The organism is Streptomyces sp. N50 (assembly GCF_033335955.1).
Lineage (GTDB): Bacteria > Actinomycetota > Actinomycetes > Streptomycetales > Streptomycetaceae > Streptomyces.
The window spans coordinates 1105918-1125791 of the sequence record NZ_CP137550.1 but is presented as its reverse complement, the minus strand read 5'-3'; the positions used below and the strand labels follow the sequence as shown (position 1 = coordinate 1125791).

Genomic DNA, 19874 nt, shown 5'->3' with positions numbered 1-19874 from the left:
AGCCGGGCACGCGCGACGCTCCGGCCCGTGTCGCAGGACGCGGGCCGGAGCGGTGGGAGCGCGGGGGTCAGTCCGCCGAGCGGACGGCGGGCATCGCCAGGTCGACCGGGCCGGTGGCGCCGGGAGCGCTCTTGCAGGAGTCGTGGCAGTCCTTCTCCAGGCTGCAGCACAGGGAGCAGATCGGGCCGGAGTGGAAGGGGCAGTTCGCCACGTCGGGACGCTCGAAGTCCGTTGTGCAGACAGTGCAGTTGAGGATGACGGCGGAGGGGAGTCCGTCCGCGTCGAGCAGCGGCTCCGCCAGGTCGTCGAGGCGGGCGATGTAGTACTTGCCCTTGGTGAGGTACGCGAACAGGGGCGAGAGGACCATCGCCAGGAACAGGGCGATGAAGGGGGAGTACGCCTTGCCGTAGTCGCCGAACGCCTTGAAGTACGCGGCGATGGAGACCGCCGAGGCGATGAGCATCGAGCCGAAGCCGACCGGGTTGAAGTTGTACAGGTGGGCGCGCTTGAACTCGATGTAGGACGGGCTGAGTTTGAGCGGCTTGTTGATGACCAGGTCGGCGACGACCGCGCCGATCCAGGCGATCGCCACGTTGGAGTAGAAGCCGAGGACCGTGTTGAGGAAGCCGAAGACACCGCCCTCCATCAGCGCCAGGGCGATGCCGACGTTGAGGAAGATGTAGACCACGCGGCCCGGGTGACGGTGTGTCAGGCGGGAGAAGAAGTTCGACCAGGACAGCGAACCGGAGTACGCGTTCGTCGAGTTGATCTTCACCTGGGACAGGATCACGAAGAACGTGGCGAGGCCCAGGGCGACCGGGGCGGCGAAGGTCTTGAAGCCGTGCACGTACTGCTGGATGGGCTCGTTGGCCTTGGCCAGACCCACGCTGCCCGCGATGTAGAAGGCGAGGAACGCTCCGCCCATCTGCTTGGCCGCGCCGAGGACGACCCAGCCCGGGCCTGCCGAAAGCACCGCGCCCCACCACTTCTTGGCGTTCTCCGGGGTCTTGTCCGGCATGAAGCGCAGGTAGTCGACCTGCTCACCGATCTGCGCGATCAGGGACAGGGCCACACCCGCGCCCGCGCCGACGCCGAGCATGCTGATGCTGGAACCGGTGGGGGAGTTGCCCGCGAAGTGCGTGAACTCCGAGAACTTGCCCGGCTCTTGGATCGCGATGGACACGAACGGCGCGACCATCAGCACCAGCCACACCGGCTGGGTCCACACCTGCATCTTGGAGAGCGCGGTCATGCCGTAGATCACCAGCGGCAGGATGATCAGCGAGCAGATCAAGTAGCCGACGGCCAGGGGGATGTGGAGGCCCAGGTCCAGCGCCTGCGCCATGATCGAGCCCTCTAGGGCGAAGAAGATGAAGGTGAAGCTTGCGTAGATGACCGACGTGAGGGTCGAGCCGAGGTAGCCGAAACCGGCGCCCCGGGTCAACAGGTCCATGTCGATGGAGTACTTGGCGGAGTAGTACGAGATCGGGATGCCGGTGAGGAAGATCGTCACCGCCGCCGCCAGGATCGCCACCATGGCACTGGAGAAGCCGTTGGAGATGGCGATGGAGCCGCCGATGGCGAAGTCGGCGAGGTACGCGATACCGCCGAGTGCGGTGGTGGCCACGACGTACGGCGTCCAGCGGCGGAAGGACTTCGGCGCGTAGCGCAGCGAGTAGTCCTCCAGGGTGTCGTTCTTCGCCCAGTCGTTGTAGGTCCGTCCGGCAGCCGTTGCCGGCGCCTCTTTGTCGACGATCTCCGTCACGACACTTCCCTCTTCCACGGGTGTGGGTCATCTCCCGGACGGCCCGGGGGAGTTGGACGGAAGAGTCACGCCGAATTGTTTCCCGACCGTTTCGCCTGCTTTAAATGGAAGGGCTTTCAAAATTCTTTTGGCGACGCGCGTAGATTTAATCGATGCTTCCTGTGGAAACTATTCCTGGAGGAAGGTACTCTCGGTCGGAGCAGGTGGCGAGGTCAGAGTTGGGCGACGATGTCGAAGTCGAAGGCGTCCGCCCGGGCCAGGTACAGCCGTTGGCGGAGGTGATTGCCGTGCAGACGCAGTACGCCCCGCGGGCCCTCGTACGAGACGGTGCCGCCCACCGCGCACATGGCGCCCACATCGAGCGACCGCGCCCGTTCGGCCAGGGCCGCGAGAAGGCGTACGCCTTCGAAGCACGACTCGCCGAGGCTGCCCACGACGGGTGCCTCCACGCCGAAGCGGGCCGCGTAACGCCCGCTGAAATCAAGGCTTTCGGCGGTGGCGAGGGTCTCGAAGTAACCGGCCGCGGCCCACAGTCCCTCGGTCGCCTCCGCGCCGGTGGACAGCAGGATGTTCTCGTCCATGTGCGTGCTCAGCCGCAGACACCGCTGGTGCAACCCGTGCGCGGCGAACGCCCGGTTGAAGCGCGCCGCGTCGTCCCCGACCAGCAGCATCAGGACGGCGTCCGCCTCGCACCGCTCGATCCGGCGCAGCACCGGCCCGAATTCGTACGTCCCCAGCGGTACGAACGCCTCGCCCTGCACCCGGCCGCCGCAGTCCCGGGCGTAGCGGCGCGCGGCCCGGGCGGTCACCCTCGGCCACACATAGTCGTTGCCCACCGTGCACCAGCGCCGTACACCGGTCTCCTCCGCCAACAGCCGCATGGCGGGCAGGAGTTGGGCCGCGTCGGTCTCGCCGGTGAGGAACACGCCCGGTGTGCGCTCGCCGCCCTCGTACTGCGCGGTGTAGACGTACGGCACCCGGCCCGCGATGCGCGGCACCAGCGCCTTGCGGACCGCCGAGGTGTGCCAGCCGACCACCGCGTCGACCGCGCGCATCGACACCAACAGCTCGACCTCGGCGGCGACTTGCTCCGCCGGTGCGCCGCCGTCCACCACGATGAGACGGACCTCGCGGCCCAACACCCCACCGGTGGCGTTGAGTTCCTCCACGGCGAGCTGTGCGGCCAGTTCGCAGGACGGACCGAAGACACCCGCCGGACCCCGCAGAGGTACGACCAGGGCCACGACCAACGTCTTGACCGGGCCGCTGATCCGCCCGGGCGGCAGGGGATGCACCAGACCACCTCCGTGAGGGCATGAGGGCACGGAAACCGGGCCCAGCCCCGGCGCCCTCGCAGAGGCTCGTAATCTGAACCGCACAGTAGACCTACCGGAAGGACAGCGGCAATGTCGTCCGTACCGTCGCCGGCCCTCGCCCACCTGCTGAGTCACGCCGAGCGGCGACTGGGCCTGCGCATGACCGCCGTCCTGGCCGAGGAGAACTGCTCGCTCGAACAGTGGCGCGTCCTGTCGGTCATCGCCGACGGGAAGGGCCACCCGATGACCGAGATCGCCGACCAGGTGCTGATGCCGGCGCCGAGCCTCACCAAACTGGTGGACCGGATGGTCGCCGACAACCTGGTGTACCGCCGCCCCGACAGCGCCGACCGCCGCCGCGTCCTCCTCCACCTCACCGCCCGCGGCCGCACCCTCCACCAGCGTGCGGCCCACCGCCTCCTCACCGACCAGACCCGGCTCCTCGGCGCGATCGACGACCAGGGCGACCTCGTACGACTGCTCGCCCGGCTCACGACGGCGCTCGACCAGGATCCTGCGGAGGGGACCGGGGGCGGCATGACGGACGGCCCCGCGGAGAAAATCCTGCCGGTGTCCTGAGCGGGCCCGGGCAGGATAGGAGGCATGAACGGGGATGCGGCAGCCGAAGCGGCTGTGGAAGCAGGCTGGCAGGCAGCGCGTGACGATGGACGTGTGCAGGCCGAGTTGTTGGAAGCGGCCTATGGGGAACCCCGCCTGCGGCGCTGGTTTCCCTGGGTCAGTATGGGAGAGCTGCACTTCAGCCGCTGCACGGAATATCCGTGGACCTGGGACATTCCCTACGTCCATCCCGCCATCGGCGGCCCCTATTTGGTCGCCGGTCCTCTCCGGAACCAGGTCGTGGGCCCGGCAGCCACAGCGGCCGAGGCCGTTGCCCTGGTGGTCCGGCACCTTCCGGCGGACCGGGGCCCTGCCTTCCTGGGGGACCGCGAAGCACTCGCGGCTCACGAAGCGGCAACACGGCGGGATCGGGCGAGCGAGGGTCGGGAATCAAGTTGAGGCGCGGTGTCGATCCGGCGCCACGGCGTTCGTGTAGGAGGTGAGCGAACCCCCGGAGGGTTCGACCATCCCTTTACACCATGGAGGACGTCATGCCGCACTACCTGCTCAGCGTGATCACCCCGACCGACGGACAGATGCCCTCGCCCGAGGAGTTGGCGGAGATCGGCCGCAAGCTGGAGGTCTTCCACGACGAACTGCAGGCGGCCGGGGCCTGGGTGTTCGCCGGTGGGCTGCACGGGCCGGAGACCGCGACCGTGCTGCGGCCCAAGGACGGCGATGTGCTCATCACCGACGGTCCGTTCGCCGAGGGCAAGGAGTATCTGGGCGGGCTCTGCCTGATCAAGGCGGACGACCTGGACGCGGCCCTGGACTGGGGGAAGCGGGCGACCTGGGCCACCACCCTGCCGATCGAGGTGCGCCCCTTCATGAACACGGCCGAGGACTGATGCCGTTCGACACCGACATCGAGGCCGTCTTCCGTGCCGAGTACGGGCGGGCGGTCTCGGTCCTGGTCCGCTTCCTCGGTGACATCGACCTCGCCGAGGAAGCGGTCCAGGACGCCTTCACCACGGCCGTACAGAAGTGGCCGGAGACCGGCGCGCCGCCGAGCCCGGCCGGGTGGATCATCACGACCGCCCGCAACCGCGCGATCGACCGGTTGCGCCGCGAGTCGTCGAGGGAGGCCCGCCACACGGAGGCCGCCCTGCTGTACGCGTCCGACGCGCCCGCCGAGGAGGGACCCGTGCGCGACGACCGGCTCCGCCTGATCTTCACCTGCTGCCACCCCGCGCTCGCCACCCAGGCGCAGGTCGCGCTCACCCTGCGCCTGCTAGGCGGGCTCACCACCGCCCGGATCGCCCGCGCCTTCCTGGTCCCCGAACCGACGATGGCCCAGCGCCTGGTCCGCGCCAAGGCCAAGATCCGCGACGCGAGGATCCCGTACCGGGTGCCCCGCGACGCCGACCTTCCCGACCGCCTCAAGGGCGTTCTGGCCGTCGTCTACCTGATCTTCAACGAGGGCTACACGGACTCGCCGGAGCTGTGCGCGGAAGCCCTGCGCCTCGGCTGCCTCCTCTCCGAACTGATGCCGGACGAGCCCGAGGTCACCGGTCTGCTCGCGCTGATGCTGCTCATCGAATCGCGCCGGGCCGCGCGGGAGGGCCCCGACGGTGAGCTGGTGCCGCTGCCCGACCAGGACCGCGAGCGGTGGGACGGCGAGCTGATCGCCGACGGCCAGTCACTCGTCCGGCGGTGCCTGCGGCTGAACAACCCCGGGCCGTACCAGATCCAGGCCGCCATCAACGCCGTACACAGCGACGCCCTGACCGCGGGCGCGACGGACTGGGGGCAGATCCTCCAGCTGTACGACCAGTTGATGGCCGTCGCCCCGAGTCCGGTCGTTGCCCTGAACCGTGCCGTCGCCGTCGCCGAGGTCGACGGTCCGCGCAAGGCCCTCGACCTCGTGGACGCGCTGGACCTCGGCGAGTACCACGTCCTGCACGCGGTCCGGGCCGATCTGCTGCGCCGCCTGGGCCGCGACACCGAGGCGGTTCGGGCGTACGAGGCGGCCATCGCGCAGACCGGGAGCGCGGCCGAGCGCGGCTATCTGGAACGCCGGCGCCGGGAACTCGTCCGGAGGTGACAGCCGCGAGGCGGAGGGTGACCATGACTGCACCGGGAATTTCTCCTGGTGTATGAATGGTTGCTATATACACCTGACCGTCGAGAACCCCCACGCACCAGCAGCGAGGCACCGTGAACCAGTCCAGCCCAGAGCAGCCCGCCGACATCGTGGCCCGGCTGCGCGCCACCTTCCGCACCGGCCGCACCAAGCCCGTCGAGTGGCGTACCACCCAGCTGCGCCGCCTGCGCGACCTGCTCACGGAGCACGGCGACGACCTCGCCGCCGCCCTCCACGCCGACCTCGGCAAGAGCGCCGCCGAGTCCCAGCGCACGGAGATCGGCTTCACGGTCCGCGAGATCGACCACACCCTCGACCACCTTGAGGAATGGCTGCGGCCCGAGTCCGCCCCCGTCCCGGCCCACCTCGGCACGGACGCGACCGCCTGGACGCAGTACGACCCGCTCGGCGTCGTCCTCGTGATCGCGCCCTGGAACTATCCGCTCCAGCTGCTGCTGACCCCGGTCGTCGGCGCGCTCGCCTCCGGTGACGCGGTGGTCGTCAAGCCCAGCGAGATGGCCCCGGCCACCTCCGCCGCCATCGCCCGGCTGCTGCCCGCCTATCTCGACACCGACGCGGTCGCCGTCGTCGAGGGCGGTATCCCCGAGACCACGGCCCTGCTCGCCGAGCACTTCGACCACATCTTCTACACCGGCAACGGCGCCGTCGGCCGTATCGTCCTGCGCGCCGCCGCCGAGCACTTGACCCCGGTCGCCCTCGAACTCGGCGGCAAATCACCGGCGTTCGTCGACCGCGACGCCGATCTCGCCGTCGTGGCCGACCGGTTGGCACGCGGCAAGTTCCTCAACGCCGGCCAGACCTGCGTCGCCCCCGACTACGTCCTGACCGACCCGGAGACCGCCGCCGCGCTCGAACCGCTCCTCGTGAGCGCGGTCGAGAAGGTCTACGGCGCCGATCCGCAGACCTCCGGCGAGTACGGCCGGATCGTCAACGAACGCCACTTCGACCGGCTCGCCGGACTGCTCGACTCCGGCCGGGTCGTCGTCGGCGGACGCAGCGACCGCGGTGACAAGTACATCGCGCCGACCGTGCTCGCCGACGTGGACCCGAAGGCGCCGGTCATGGCGGAGGAGATCTTCGGCCCGATCCTGCCGATCGTGACCGTCCCCGACCTGGACGCGGCGATCGCGTTCATCACCGACCGCGACAAGCCCCTCGCCCTGTACGTCTTCACCGACTCGGACGACACCCGCGCCCGGATCGCCGCCGAGACCTCGTCGGGCGCCATCGGCTACGGCCTCCCGCTCGCCCACCTCACCGTCTCCGACCTGCCGTTCGGCGGCGTGGGCGAGAGCGGCATGGGCAACTACCACGGCCGCTACTCCATCGAGACGTTCAGCCACCGCAAGGCCCTGCTGGAGAAGCCGCTCGTCTGACGGACGGGCTCGTCTATCACCGGTCGCTTATATAAGCGACCGGTGATATTTTTGCCGCATGCACGCTTTCGATGTGCTCGGAGACCCCGTGCGCCGCCGCATCCTGGAGCTGCTCGCCGAGGGCGAGCAGCCCGCCGGCACGGTCAGCGACGTCGTCCGGCGCGAGTTCGGGATAACGCAGCCCGCGGTCTCCCAGCATCTGAAGGTGCTGCGGGAGAACGGATTCGCGACGGTACGGCCGGACGGCACCCGGCGCCTGTACGCGGTCGACTCCGCGCCGCTGCGGGACATCGACGCCTGGCTCGACCGGTTCCGCCGCTACTGGACCCCTCATCTGGACGCCCTGGCAACCGAGTTGGCCCGGGGCAAGCGCGAGCGCCGGCTCCGCGAGTCCGACGACGACAGCCCCGAAGAGCCGAGGAGCACCCCATGATCGACGTGACCCACCAGATCAACTCCGTGAGCCGGACGGTCGGCCGACGCGCCTTCCAGGCCGGCGAGGCCCGCGTGATCACCATCAGCCAGTCCTACGGCTCACCGGTCGAGGACGTGTGGGACGCCTGCACCAACCCCGAGCGCATCCCGCGCTGGTTCCTGCCGGTCACCGGCGAACTGCGGCTGGGCGGGAAGTACCAGGTGCAGGGCAACGCGGGCGGCACCGTCGAGCGCTGCGACCCGCCCAACTCCTTCTTCGCGACCTGGGAGTACGGCGGTGAAGTGAGCTGGATCGAGCTGAGGTTGACGCCCGAGGGCGACGGGACGCGCTTCGAGTTGGACCACATCGCCCACGTCGACGACACGAAATGGGCCGAGTTCGGGCCCGGCGCGGTGGGCGTCGGCTGGGACTCGATCCTGCTGGGGCTGGACGGCAATCTGTCGGGCCAGGCTTCCGTGAAGCCCGAGGACGCCATGGCCTGGCTGGGCTCCGAGGAGGGACGCCGCTTCGTCACCTTGAGCAGCGAGGCGTGGTTCGCGGCGAACGTGGCGAGCGGCGAGGACGAGTCGGCGGCCCGCGAGGCGGCCGACCGGACCACGGCCGCCTATACGGGCGACGGGAGTTGAGACCCGTAGCGACCGAAGCGCTGACCTGACACCGATCACCGTTGTAGCGTGCGCGCTGGACGCCACGGTGATCGGAGCCAGGGATGAGTGACGGCGGCGAGACGGTGTTGGTGACCGGCGGGAGCGGCTTCGTCGGCAGCCATCTGGTCCGGCAGTTGCTGGAGCGCGGCTACCGGGTGCACACCACCGTGCGGTCCCTCGGCAACGAGGCGAAGGTCGCGCCGCTGCGGGCCATGGGAGAGCAATTCCCGGGCGCGCTGGGGCTGTTCGAGGCCGACCTGCTGGCGGAGGGCTCCTTCGACGCGGCGATGGACGGCTGCCGGGTCGTGTTCCACGTGGCCTCGCCGTTCCTGATGCCGGAGAAGATCAAGGACGGCCAGAAGGACGTCGTCGACCCGGCGCTCACCGGCACCCGCAACGTCCTCGCCGGCATCGAACGCACGCCCAGCGTCGAGAAGTTGGTGTTCACCTCGACGGTCGGCGCGATCTTCGGCGACTACGTCGACGTACTGGCGATGAAGGACGGGACGCTCTCCGAGGACTACTTCAACACCACCAGCACGGTCGAGAACAACCCGTACCACTACGCGAAGACGGTCGCCGAACGCGCCGCCTGGGACGCGCAACAGGCGCAGAACCGCTGGCGCATGGTGTCCGTCAACCCCGGTCTGATCCTGGGCCCTTCACTCACCCCGGCCTCCGACTCCGGCAGCCTGTTCCTCCTCGACGAGCTCTTCAAGGGCTACTTCTTCTACGGGGCACCCGACTTCAGCTTCACCGTCGCCGACGTGCGGGACGTCGCGGCCGCGCACATCGCGGCGGCGGAGAACCCCGACGCGCACGGCCGTTACATCGTCGCGGCCGCCCGGATGGCGTCCTTCCTCGACATGTCACGCGCCCTGCGGCAGCACCTCCGCCGCGACTACCGGCTGCCCCGACACGGCCTCCCGCACTGGCCGGTGCGCGTCCTGGGCCCGGCGTTCGGGCTCACCCAGGACTACATCCGCAAGCACCTCGGGATCAGGTTCCCCGTCGACAACCGGCGCGGTGTGAAGGAACTGGGCATCGACTACCGGCCGTTGGAGGAGACCCTCCTCGATCACCACCTGGCCTGGCGGGAGTTGAGGAAATCGGGGTGATCGTGGCCCGTCCTCCGCCGTTCACTCCGCCGTCGGGTCACCCCTCTTGACTGGTTCAGACCACAGGCGCTTGGGTGTGGCCGATCACCTTTTCGGTGTCATGAGCCTGACCACACTCGAACCGAAAGGCACCCATGCGACCCCCCCACGCCCTGCTCGCCGTCGCCGCCGCGCTGTCCGCGGCGATCGTCGCTCCACCGGCCGGAGCCGCCGACGCGGTCCCCGCTCCGGGCACCTACTACGTCCAGAGCGCCACGACCGGGCTCAACGCGGCCGACAAGGGGGGAGCGGTGGAGCAGCACAACCCCAAGGGCAACGAGGACCACCAGCAGTGGAACCTCAAGGCGAGCGGATCGTCGTACGTCCTGGAGAGCACCGACACGGCCGGCAGCTGTCTGGGCCGCTCGGGCACCACGGCGAAGACCGTCGCGTGCACGAGCGCCGACGCGGCCTGGCAGATCACGCCGACCGGCGGCGACCAGTACACGCTCAAAGTCCCGGGCGCGGAAAGCTACTTGACCGTCGGCGCCAAGCCCTCCGGCGCCAACTACCCGGCCCAGCTGGCCATGGGCGGCTCCGGCGGCCTCGCCTCCTGGTATCTCACGCCGATCACGTCACCCACCAACCCGATGCCGGCCCAGGACCAACGCACCCTGGACCAGGTCACGTTCCTCACCGCGCACAACGCGTACGCCAACGGGGTCGACGGCGGTTTCGCCCCGCCCTTCGTGAACTTCTTCCCGAACCAGTCACGTGGCATCAACCAGCAACTCTCCGACGGCGTACGGGGGTTCATGCTGGACATCCACCAGACCTCCGACGGTGCGATCCTCTGCCACGACAGCTGCACCCTGGTCAGCAGCCCGGTCGCCCTGAACGTCGACCTCCAGCGCATGGTCGACTTCCTCAAGGCGCACCCCGACCAGTTCGTCACCGTCTTCCTGGAGGACTACGTCGACCCGGGCGTCCTGCGCGGCGAACTCGCCCGTGTGAACGGCCTGTACGACGTGCTGTACCGCCCCGACCAGACCGGAGTGCGGCAGAACGGCTGGCCGAAGATGGCCGACCTGGTCGCCGCCAACCACCGCCTGCTGATCTTCACCGACCACAGCCGCGCCTCCGACGAGTCCGCCGGACTCACCCGGGACAGCTTCGGCGTGATGTACCAGCGCGAGTGGACCGTCGAGAACTACTGGTCCATGGGCTCAGGCGCCAGCTCCTCCGACTGGTCCTGCTACAGCCGCTGGTACGGCAGCGACCTCAACGTGCCGCTGACGCAGACGTATGCGGGGTTCCGCCCGCTGTTCGTCATGAACCACTTCCGCGATGCCACCATCGCCGGGACGGCGCAGACCGACAACACCAAGGTCCTCGACCGGGCCAAGCGGTTCTGCCAGCCGGCCGCCCGCAAGAAGCCCAACTTCCTTGCCGTGGACCGCTACGACCTCGGTGATCCGGCCTCCGCGGTCACCTCGCTGAACGGGTACACGTATCCGTAAAGTGCCGTCGGCCCTTCGGCGGACGTGTGCGAAACTCCGCTGATGACCTCTGAGAAGATCACCGCGGCCGCCGCGGGCACCTGGCAACTCGGCGACCTGCCCGTCAACCGCATCGGCTTCGGCGCGATGCGGCTGACGGGCAGCGCAGCCTTCAACCTCGGGACACCGAGCGACCGCGACCGGTCGATCGCCGTGCTGCGCAGGGCGATCGAGCTCGGTGTGAACCACATCGACACGGCCGCCTTCTACTTCTCGTCCCTGCGGTCCGCGAACGAGCTCATCAACTCCGCACTCGCCCCCTACGCCGACGACCTCGTGATCGCCACCAAGGTCGGACCTTTCCGCAACTACTCGGGGGAGTGGGGCACTTCGGCCCGCCCCGACGACCTGCGCGGCCATGTCGAGGAGAACCTGCGGCAGTTGGGGCGTGACCACCTGGACGTGGTCTACCTGCGCCGGATGCGCCAGGACTCGGTCGCCGAGCACTTCGGCGCCCTCGCCGAACTCCGCGAGGAGGGACTGGTCCGGCATCTCGCGATCTCCGACGTCGAGCCGCGGCACCTGGCCGAGGCGCAGGCGATCGCGCCGGTGGTGAGTGTGCAGAACCGGTTCGGGCTCGACTCGTCCAGCCCCGACACCGACGAGATGCTGCGCATCTGCGGGGAACAGGGCATCGCCTTCGTCCCGTTCTTCGCCATCGCGGGCGAGGCCGGGCCGCAGGGCGCGACCACCGCCCACGACGACGAGGTGCTCTCCATCGCGGAGGCCCACGACGCCAGCCCCGCCCAGATCCGCCTCGCCTGGTCCCTCGCCCAGGGCCCGCACGTCCTCGCCATCCCCGGCACGGGCAACCCCGACCACCTCGCCGAGAACGTGGCCACGGGCGCGATCCGGCTCACGGAGGAGGAGCTGTCCCGGCTCAACGAGCTGCACAGCAAGGCGGGTTGAGCACCGGCGGGGTTGCGGCGGGGGCTGCAGCGGGGCTCAGACCACCCAGGCCCCGTCCCGCATCAGATGCCGCTGGGGCAATTCGCGCACCTCGTGCCACGCCTGGACGGCGAGCGGCCGTACCCGGAAGAAGGCGTAGGGCGCACGGTCCTCGCGGGGATCCCAGCCGTACTTCCCGTGAAAGGCCTCGACCGCGGCGGCCGGGACGTCCTGGGCGGTGAAGGCCGTCGCCTCTCCGTCGATGAGCACGACGTCCCGGGTGTCCGCGAAGGCGAGCCGGGTCCGGCGCCCGTCCGCGAGATTGCGGCCCGTGGGGTTCGTGGCCCGGGTGGACAGCCACACGGACTGCCCGTCCCAGAGGAACCACAGTGGCACCAGGCACGGCACCCCGTCGGCATCCGCCGAGGCCACCCAGAGGTCCAACTCCCGCTCCAGCCGGGCAAGTACGTCACGCTTGCGGTCTTCGGGGCTGCGAGGCGGCGCGGTGATCGTCATGCGCGGGACGCTACCGGGGGAGCCCGCGCGGCACCTCGGGCCAAGGGCGTAGGACCTCGGCCCGAGGGCGCTGGGGACGTGGGGGGCGTGGGGGGCGTCAGCCCAGCTGCTCGTGCAGGAACGGCACCGTGCTCGCCCAGGCGCGGGTGGCGGAGTCGGCGTCGTAGACCGGGCGGCCGTCGTTGAAGAAGGCGTGGTTGGCCGGGTAGAGGCGCAGGTCCGGGGTGATGCCGGACTGGTCCTGGATGTGCTTGGCCAGGGCGTCGAGGCCGGACACCGGGATGCTCTCGTCCAACTCGCCGTAGTGGCCCTGGATCTGTGCCTTCAGGCCGGAGAAGTCGGGGAGTTCGCCCTGGATCACGCCGTAGAACGGCACCGCCGCGCTGACCCGGGGATCGGCCGCGGCGAGGTACAGGACGAAGCCGCCGCCCATGCAGAAGCCGACCGCGCCGACCGTGTCGGAGGTGACCTCGGGCAGGGAGAGGAGGTGGTCGACGGCGCCGGAGAGCAGTTCGACACCGCGGCCGACCGGGAGGGCCAGCATCATCCGGAGGGCCTCGTCGCTCTCGTGGGCCACGTTCCCGCCGTAGAGGTCGGGGGCGAGCGCGACGAAGCCCTCCTGGGCGAGGCGGTCGGCCACGTCGGCGATGTGGTCGGTCAGGCCCCACCACTCCTGGATGACGATCACGCCCGGTCCGCTCCCGGACGGCGGCAGCGCGAGATAGCCGTGGGCGGTGCCCCCGGCGCTGGGGAAGGTGACGTTCTGATGGGCCGGGGCTCCGGTCGACTTCGGCAGCTCGGAGGACATGGGGCTCAACTCCTGTACGGCGATGCTCGGTAGGGGCGTTGTCGGGACGGGGCCCGACGCGATCTCCAGCCAGCCTGTCACGGCCGGGTCCGGGGGGCTCCCCGGCCCCTTACTTCGCCTGCCGGACGCGGGCCGGCGCCGGGTTCGGCTCCCGCCCCATGCGGACCACCCGTCCGGCGGCCACCTTCTGCAGCAGCCCGTACGCCAGCACCGGCAGCAGGATGTGCGGGCGGTCGGGCAGGGTCGTCGTGATCAGTACCGCGCTCGCGCTGCTGTTGTTCATCCCGCAGGCCAGCGTCACCGAGGCGCCGGCCCGGGCGTCGAGGCGCAGTACCCGCGCGGCCACCCGGCCCAGGGTGAAGGACAGGCCGCACACCGTCGCGGCGACACCGAGCGCGGCCAGCAGGAGCACCGGGCGCGGGTGGCGCAGGAAGGGGCCGAGCACCCCGCTCGCGTTGACGTACGTCAGCAGCAGTGAACCCGGGAGCGCGGCGGGGACGGCCACCCCGATGAGTCTGTCCCGCGCGCGCCGGGGCAGCGCGAGTCGGCACAGGATGCCCGCCGCGCACGGCAGGACGACCGAGGTGAGGGCGAAGGCGTTCCCGGCCGAGTGGGCGGCGACGGCGAGTCTGCCCGCGTAGTCGCCCTGGAGCAGCGGGCACAGGACGGCCAGGGTGAGCGGGACGGTGAGCGGGCTGACGAGAGTGGAGGCGAGCACCAGGCCCACCGCGGTGGGCTGGTCGCCGTCCCCCTTCGCGGTCCACACCGTCGCCCCGGCGGCCACCGGCATGGCGACGACCAGGATCATCGCGGCGATCATCCCGCTGCCGCCGTCGTGGTCCGGCGACAGCCGCAGCGCGAGGGCCACCCCGGGGACGATCAGCAGCGGCACCAGGATGTGCAGCGCGAGGCCCGCGAGCAGGGCGGCGGGGCGCCGAAGCAGCAGCCGCAGTTCACGCAGCGGCACCTGGAGGCCGGCGCCGAACAGAACCAGGGCGAGGAGTAACTGGGGTGTCCGCAGGGGCAGTTCGGCGATGCCCGTCGCGTGCGGGTGCCGGAGCCACAGGCCGGGTCCTGGCAGCACCGCCGCGGCGAGGTACGTCACGGCGACGGCTCGGCCCAGGTGGCGGCGGAGCAGGGCGAGCAGGCGGCGTACGGAGGGAAACCCGGCGGGGATCCCGGATGGCTGGGGACACATCGTGGCGCTCTTCCGTCGTAGGACCTGGGCGGAGACGGAGCGCCGGTATCGCGTGGAAGCTCGTCGACACGCGCGCGGGGATGAGTGAGCCGAGCCCTGCGGTCATCGTCGACGGTCCTTCCATAATGGGCGGGCGGAGACGGACACACGGGCGCGGTGACGAGACGGCACCCGAGTGACTACAATTCTGTAGACGGTCTACTGAACTGTAGACGAAGACGGGGTGAGGATCGTTCCCATGGCCGACGAGAAGGACGAACGCCGACCGGCGGGTGAGCTGGAGGCCACCGTCATGGCCGCCCTCTGGGCCGCCGGCGACCCGCAGACCCCCGGTGAGGTGCAGCTGAGCCTCGACACGGGCCTGGCCCGCACCACGGTGACGACGATCCTGACCCGGCTGCACGACAAGGGCGTCGTGGAGCGCCGTCGGCAGGGGCGCGGGTACGCGTACTTTCCGGTGCAGGACGCGCAGGGGCTCACCGCGCGGCGGATGCACACGGAACTCGACCGGGACGGGGACCGGGAGACGGTGCTGGCCCGGTTCGTCGCTCAGCTCAGTCCTGATGACGAGCGGGTGCTGCGGGACCTGCTGGAATCCGGGGAGGCGTGAAGTCCGGCGACTCGGAAGGCGTCCCGGTCGGGGACGGCGGGGAAAGGCCTTGAGTCTCCAGTGAGTGGAGACCGCAGAGTGGTGAGGGACATGGACGCCACGACCCTCTCCTCGATCGGGGAGCTCTCCCGCCGGTCATCGGCTCTACGACCTCGACGCCCTGCTTCGTCCGGAACTCCTGCGCACACTGGGCGAGTTGCGCATGGACCTGGCCGCGATTCATCGGGTGCTGGACCGTGAGATCTCGGTGGCGGAAGTCGCCGCCGCGCACGCCGACGCCATCGACGTCCAGATCCCGGTGTACCCCAGTTGCTGCGGCCGGCCGGCAGGCCGTGCTCTGGGGTTGGGCCGGCCGCCATCGGCCTGCGGAGCGGGGCTCACCTTCGTGATGCCTCGTAGGCCTCGCGGACGGGCCCAGGGATACGACCACGGTCATTTACGAGATAGCCGTTGGCGCGTGCCCAGAGGCGTATCGGCTCGTCTTCCGGGCGGGGATCGAGTTCACGGAGTCCAGCGGACCTGCCGGGGCCTCTCCAGTCTCCCGAGGAGGCCCCTTCCAGCTGGTCCGCTGTCTCCTGGAGGAACGCGGACAACGAGGGGTACACGTCCTCCTCGGGACCGTGCGCTTCAGCCCACGTTCCGACGGTTCCGGTGAGCGTGTCCAGGAACGTTCCGTAGAGACCGTCGCGCTCCGCGGCGACAGGCACCCACTCACGGCGCCAGAACGGATGGTCGGGGTTTTCGGACGGCTGCGTCTCCTCCAGGCCCAGCTGGCTGAGGTGGACCCGTTGGATGTCTGTCAGTCCCAGAAGGAGATGGCCGCTGGGGATGACTGCCCCGCACCCCAGCGCCACCAGACACGATCGGCCATCGGGTTGCCTGCCGGCATCGAGGTCGGTCGTCAGCAGCCACTGCCGCATCTCTCCCGGCAGCTCCACACCCATGCGCAGTTCGGCTTCGGCAATGGCTGTCGGACTACCCGGGCCGCCGAGTGCGGCGAATGCCTCAGGGTCGTTCCGCTCGAGCCAGGCGGTGATCCGACCCCAGGCCGTTCGTACGTCTCCTGACTCGTGCATCGGAATATCGCTCACGTGTGGTCTCCCCTCCGGCGGGATGTGCCTTCACGCGGAGCACGCCCACCCGGAACCGTAGGCGGGACCACTGACAATGACGGACGCGGAAGGAGTTTCCGCGTCGCCCGTCAGAGCCGGAACGTCTCGCATGGCCCATCCCTCCGGGGATCAACAGGCTCATGCTCCTGCTTGTCGGCACCGAGGCCGGTAGGCCGTGGCCAGTACGGAGACGGTGACGTGGTCGGGCAAGGGTCCGGCACCGCTGAGGTCCGCATGGCTCAAGTGGCGTGCGCTCGGCGTCATCCCGACCAGGTCGAGGGCCTCCTGCCCGGTCAAGGGCGCGGTGTACTCGACCTGTTCGGTGACGGCGGCCTCGAAGTAGGGATCCAGCGCCCGGTGCAGGCGTTGTTCCTTGGCCGGGTCGATCGTGACCATCGCGGGCACCCGGCCGCGCAGCTCGGCCAGGTGCCGCCTGGTGGGCCGGACCACGATCAACCGGCCGGTCGGGCGCAGTACTCGGTGGAACTCGACCGGGTTGCGCGGGGCGAACACGTCCAGCACGACCTCGGCCACTCCGTCGGCCAGCGGGAGGGGGCGGAAGACGTCCCAGGCCAGTGCGGCGGCCCGTTCATGGGCACGCGCCGCCGAGCGCAACGCACGCACCGACGTGTCCAGCCCCAGACCGCGGGCGCCGGGCAGCTGATCGAGCACGCCGGCCAGGTAGTAGCCCGTGCCGCACCCGACATCCACGACCGTGGCCCGCTCAGGCGCGGAGTCGGCCGCCAGCCGGGCAACGGCCTTACGGATGGGCGCGTACGCGCCGGTCGACAGGAACCGTGCCCGGGCCTGGGCCATGGCCGCGTCGTCGCCGCTGGTGGCACGGGCACCCGTCAACAGGCCGGCGTAGCCGTGGCGGGCGATGTCGAAGGTGTGGCCCGCCGGACACCGCAGCGCGCCGCGGTCGCGGTGCAGGCTGCGCGCGCGGCACGTCGGGCAGCGCAGCAGGTCGAGGGAGAGATCGAGGGCAGGGGGAAACGACGTAGGCACGAGGCGCTCCTGGCAAGGGCGAAAGGAAGGGACCGTGCCTGTCCGCGCGCTCGGAACGTCACTGCCTCAAGCAGGAACGGGCAGCGCCGGAAACGCTGTTCACGCAGCAGGCACACCAAGGAGGGCGACGCCGTCCGGCCTCGCCCTCAACGCCTTCCGGCTACAGGAAGCAGTGCGGGGTGCTCGTGAATGCCACGCCGTGAGTCTACGAGCATCGGCGAGACCGCTCAGGCCGTCGATGTGGGGAGAGGCGGCCGAGCCGACCGACCCCAGCCGGTATCCGTCACGTTCCGCTGACTCTGACCCTGTGCGTCTGTCCCACGTGTCTGCCGGGTTGTCCAAGTCGATCCGGTGTCTGTCACGTTCCGCCGTCTCCGTGTGTCTGCCGCGCGCGTCTGCGAGGTCGAGCGCGTGCCCGCTTGGTATCCGTCACGTTTCGTTGACCCTGTGCGTCCGTCCCACGTGTCTGCCGGGTTGACCAAGTCGATCCGGTGTCCGTTGCGCCCCGCCGATCCTGTGCGTCCTCCCCACGCCCCTGCCGGACCGACCAAGGCTCACCCGCGTATCCGTAATGCCCCGCCGCCCGCCGCCCCGCGCGTCCACCCCGTCCTCCGACCTCACCCGGCATCACAACAACACCCCGCTGACCTGCCCATTCGCCGAGCCGCCCGCAACTCCCCGCCACTCCGGAAGCCCCGCCGCCCCACCCCCTCCGAATCCGACTGGCGTGAGCGACGTTTTACGTATAACCTCACCCGTCAATCCCCTCGACCGGAACCCGCACGGAGACCCCCGATGAGCCGTATTGCCCTGGTCACCCTCGTCGTCGACGACTACGACGAGGCGATCCGCTTCTACACCGAAGCCCTCGGCTTCCGTCTCGTCGAGGACGCGCCCCGTCCCGACGGCTCCCGCTGGGTCGTCGTGGCGCCGCCCGGTGCGGACGGGGTCGGTACCGGGCTGCTGCTCGCCCGCGCCAAGGGCGAGGATCAAGGGGCCCGGGTCGGCGACCAGACCGGCGGCCGTGTCGGGTTCTTTCTCCACACCGACGACTTCGCCCGCGATCACGCCCGTATGCTCGCCGCGGGCGTGACCTTCCTGGAGGAGCCGCGGCACGAGCCGTACGGTTCCGTCGCCGTCTTCCAGGACCTGTACGGAAACCGCTGGGACCTCCTCCAGCCCGCCGCCTGAACTCCCGCACGGACCCACCCCGCTCACCGAACGACGACCGAGGAACCACCGCACATGTCATCTACGCGCATAGACGCCGACATCCTCCGCCAGCTTCCCAAGGCCGTGCTGCACGACCACCTCGACGGCGGTCTGCGCCCCGCCACCGTGGTGGAGCTCGCGGAGACGGTCGGGCACACCCTGCCCACCACCGACCCGGACGAGCTGGCCGCCTGGTACTTCGACGCCGCCAACTCCGGTGATCTGGTGCGCTACATCGCGACCTTCGAGCACACCCTCGCCGTGATGCAGAACCGCGAGGGGCTGCTGCGTACCGCCGAGGAGTACGTCCTCGACCTCGCGGCCGACGGTGTCGTCTACGGGGAGGTGCGCTACGCACCCGAGTTGAACACCAACGGTGAGCTCACGCTGGCCGAGGTCGTCGAGACCGTCCAGGAGGGGCTCGCCGCCGGTATGGCCAAGGCCGCCGCGGCCGGAACGCCGGTCCAGGTGCGGACGTTGCTGTGCGGGATGCGGATGTTCGACCGGGTCGCCGAGGCGGCCGACCTCGCGGTGGCCTTCCGCGACGCCGGTGTCGTCGGCTTCGACATCGCCGGTGCCGAGGACGGCTTCCCGCCCGCCGACCACCTCGCCGCGTTCGAGCACCTGCGCCGCGAGAGCGTGCCGTTCACGATCCACGCGGGCGAGGCGCACGGACTGCCCAGCATCCACCAGGCACTTCAGGTGTGCGGCGCCCAGCGCATCGGTCATGGCGTCCGCATCACCGAGGACATCGTGGACGGCAAGCTCGGCCGGCTCGCGGGCTGGGTGCGTGACCGTCGTATCGCCCTGGAGATGTGCCCGACCTCCAACCTCCAGACGGGCGCGGCCAGTTCGATCGCCGAGCACCCCATCACCGCCCTGAAGGACCTCGGCTTCCGCGTCACCCTCAACACCGACAACCGGCTGGTGTCCGGTACGACGATGACGCGCGAGATGTCGCTTCTGGTGGAGGAAGCGGGCTGGACGGTCGAGGACCTGCGCACCGTCACGGTGAACGCCCTGAAGAGCGCGTTCATCCCGTACGACGAGCGCAAGGCCCTCATCGAGGGCATCGTCCTGCCGGGTTACGCCTCCGCGCTCTGAAGCAACCCCCGTACGTACGCGGCCTGTCCGACGTGTTCGAGATCGTCGGACAGGACGCTGACCAGCCGCACGCCCAGCGTGACCGGCGGGTCCCAGCGCTCGTCCACGATCCGCTCGTAGTCCTCGGGGGTCAGCCCGCGCAGATACGCGAGCGTCTGGTCGTGGACGGCGTCGTAGTACCCGGTCAGCTGCCCGGCCGACTCGACCCGCACCTTGCCGACCTTCGCCGAGGTGTGGCCGTAGCCCGTGTCCTCGGGCGGCAGGTCGAGGCCGAAGCGCTTCTCCCAGCCCTGGGTCAGCCACACCTGGTCGAGTCCCGCGGCGTCGGCGACATGGTCGTCCTGGACGCGGGTGAGGTGCCAGACCAGCCAGGCGATGGAGTTGGCGTCGGGGGCCACGCGCGCGTGCAGTTGGTCAGGGGTGAGACCGTCGACCGCGGCATGGACTTCTTCCTGGATGCGGCCGTACGCGTCAATGAGGATGTCGTTGGCATGCATACG

General features: G+C 70.1%; 20 protein-coding genes and 1 pseudogene. 13 read left to right on the top strand and 8 right to left on the bottom strand.

Annotation, left to right across the window (positions count from 1 at the left end; translation table 11 throughout):
* Positions 1-67: 67 nt before the first annotated feature.
* Positions 68-1765, bottom strand: coding sequence for a hypothetical protein (locus R2B38_RS49705; protein ID WP_318022796.1), 1698 nt, complete (start codon positions 1763-1765; stop codon positions 68-70).
* 212 nt (positions 1766-1977) lie between these two features.
* Entirely contained in the window at positions 1978-3060 is a 1083-nt protein-coding gene (locus tag R2B38_RS49700; RefSeq protein ID WP_318022795.1) for a substrate-binding domain-containing protein, read from the bottom strand.
* Between the two features lie 111 nt (positions 3061-3171).
* On the opposite strand from R2B38_RS49700, the gene R2B38_RS49695 reads away from it, so the two are divergent.
* The 10 genes and pseudogenes from R2B38_RS49695 to R2B38_RS49650 all read left to right on the top strand — a co-directional run bounded on the left by R2B38_RS49695 (position 3172) and on the right by R2B38_RS49650 (position 11827).
* Positions 3172-3660 (top strand): MarR family winged helix-turn-helix transcriptional regulator, encoded by a 489-nt coding sequence (locus R2B38_RS49695; protein ID WP_318022794.1) that lies wholly within the window; start codon positions 3172-3174, stop codon positions 3658-3660.
* 24 nt (positions 3661-3684) lie between these two features.
* Positions 3685-4098, top strand: a complete 414-nt coding sequence (locus tag R2B38_RS49690; protein WP_318022793.1) for a DUF6193 family natural product biosynthesis protein — start codon at positions 3685-3687, stop codon at positions 4096-4098.
* Between the two features lie 92 nt (positions 4099-4190).
* Positions 4191-4547: a YciI family protein gene (locus R2B38_RS49685; protein WP_318022792.1), complete on the top strand. Its 357-nt coding sequence runs from the start codon at positions 4191-4193 to the stop codon at positions 4545-4547.
* Positions 4547-5743: an RNA polymerase sigma factor gene (locus R2B38_RS49680; protein WP_318022791.1), complete on the top strand. Its 1197-nt coding sequence runs from the start codon at positions 4547-4549 to the stop codon at positions 5741-5743. The genes R2B38_RS49685 and R2B38_RS49680 overlap by 1 nt, the downstream gene beginning before the upstream one ends.
* 104 nt (positions 5744-5847) lie before the next feature.
* A pseudogene (locus R2B38_RS49675) lies at positions 5848-7179 on the top strand (aldehyde dehydrogenase family protein); the annotation flags it as partial.
* Between the two features lie 58 nt (positions 7180-7237).
* The gene (locus R2B38_RS49670) at positions 7238-7612 is read left to right on the top strand and encodes a metalloregulator ArsR/SmtB family transcription factor (protein ID WP_318022790.1); all 375 of its coding nucleotides are present in this window, start codon (positions 7238-7240) and stop codon (positions 7610-7612) included.
* On the top strand, positions 7609-8241 hold the full coding sequence (locus R2B38_RS49665) for an SRPBCC family protein (protein ID WP_318022789.1): 633 nt from the start codon (positions 7609-7611) through the stop codon (positions 8239-8241). Before R2B38_RS49670 ends, R2B38_RS49665 begins: the two co-directional genes overlap by 4 nt.
* Positions 8242-8324: 83 nt before the next feature.
* Positions 8325-9380, top strand: a complete 1056-nt coding sequence (locus R2B38_RS49660) for an NAD-dependent epimerase/dehydratase family protein (RefSeq protein ID WP_318022788.1) — start codon at positions 8325-8327, stop codon at positions 9378-9380.
* Positions 9381-9514: 134 nt separating this feature from the next.
* On the top strand, positions 9515-10879 hold the full coding sequence (locus R2B38_RS49655) for an RICIN domain-containing protein (protein WP_318022787.1): 1365 nt from the start codon (positions 9515-9517) through the stop codon (positions 10877-10879).
* Positions 10880-10921: 42 nt separating this feature from the next.
* Positions 10922-11827 carry an aldo/keto reductase gene (locus R2B38_RS49650; RefSeq protein WP_318022786.1) on the top strand — a complete coding sequence of 302 codons (906 nt, stop codon included), beginning with the start codon at positions 10922-10924 and terminating at the stop codon, positions 11825-11827.
* A 36-nt stretch (positions 11828-11863) separates the two neighbouring features.
* On the opposite strand, the gene R2B38_RS49645 is transcribed toward R2B38_RS49650, so the two are convergent.
* The 3 genes from R2B38_RS49645 to R2B38_RS49635 all read right to left on the bottom strand — a co-directional run bounded on the left by R2B38_RS49645 (position 11864) and on the right by R2B38_RS49635 (position 14328).
* Positions 11864-12322, bottom strand: a complete 459-nt coding sequence (locus R2B38_RS49645; RefSeq protein WP_318022785.1) for a pyridoxamine 5'-phosphate oxidase family protein — start codon at positions 12320-12322, stop codon at positions 11864-11866.
* Between the two features lie 97 nt (positions 12323-12419).
* Complete coding sequence (locus R2B38_RS49640) at positions 12420-13130, bottom strand: dienelactone hydrolase family protein (RefSeq protein WP_318022784.1); 711 nt, start codon at positions 13128-13130, stop codon at positions 12420-12422.
* A gap of 109 nt (positions 13131-13239) precedes the next feature.
* Positions 13240-14328 carry a bile acid:sodium symporter gene (locus R2B38_RS49635; RefSeq protein WP_318022783.1) on the bottom strand — a complete coding sequence of 363 codons (1089 nt, stop codon included), beginning with the start codon at positions 14326-14328 and terminating at the stop codon, positions 13240-13242.
* A 238-nt stretch (positions 14329-14566) separates the two neighbouring features.
* Here R2B38_RS49635 and R2B38_RS49630 point away from each other — a divergent pair, with 238 nt between their 5' ends.
* Positions 14567-14938 (top strand): BlaI/MecI/CopY family transcriptional regulator, encoded by a 372-nt coding sequence (locus tag R2B38_RS49630; RefSeq protein WP_019057139.1) that lies wholly within the window; start codon positions 14567-14569, stop codon positions 14936-14938.
* 377 nt (positions 14939-15315) lie between these two features.
* Here the strand turns inward: R2B38_RS49630 and R2B38_RS49620 are convergent, their stop codons facing one another.
* Positions 15316-16029 (bottom strand): histone-like nucleoid-structuring protein Lsr2, encoded by a 714-nt coding sequence (locus R2B38_RS49620; protein ID WP_318022782.1) that lies wholly within the window; start codon positions 16027-16029, stop codon positions 15316-15318.
* Positions 16030-16188: 159 nt separating this feature from the next.
* Complete coding sequence (locus R2B38_RS49615; protein WP_318022781.1) at positions 16189-17058, bottom strand: putative RNA methyltransferase; 870 nt, start codon at positions 17056-17058, stop codon at positions 16189-16191.
* A gap of 795 nt (positions 17059-17853) precedes the next feature.
* On the opposite strand from R2B38_RS49615, the gene R2B38_RS49610 reads away from it, so the two are divergent.
* Positions 17854-18249, top strand: coding sequence for a VOC family protein (locus tag R2B38_RS49610; RefSeq protein WP_318022780.1), 396 nt, complete (start codon positions 17854-17856; stop codon positions 18247-18249).
* Between the two features lie 54 nt (positions 18250-18303).
* Positions 18304-19374 (top strand): adenosine deaminase, encoded by a 1071-nt coding sequence (locus R2B38_RS49605; protein WP_318022779.1) that lies wholly within the window; start codon positions 18304-18306, stop codon positions 19372-19374.
* Here R2B38_RS49605 and R2B38_RS49600 read toward each other — a convergent pair.
* The gene (locus R2B38_RS49600; protein WP_033280750.1) at positions 19356-19871 is read right to left on the bottom strand and encodes a mycothiol transferase; all 516 of its coding nucleotides are present in this window, start codon (positions 19869-19871) and stop codon (positions 19356-19358) included. The two genes, R2B38_RS49605 and R2B38_RS49600, sit on opposite strands and share 19 nt — an antisense overlap.
* Between the last annotated feature and the right edge of the window lie 3 nt (positions 19872-19874).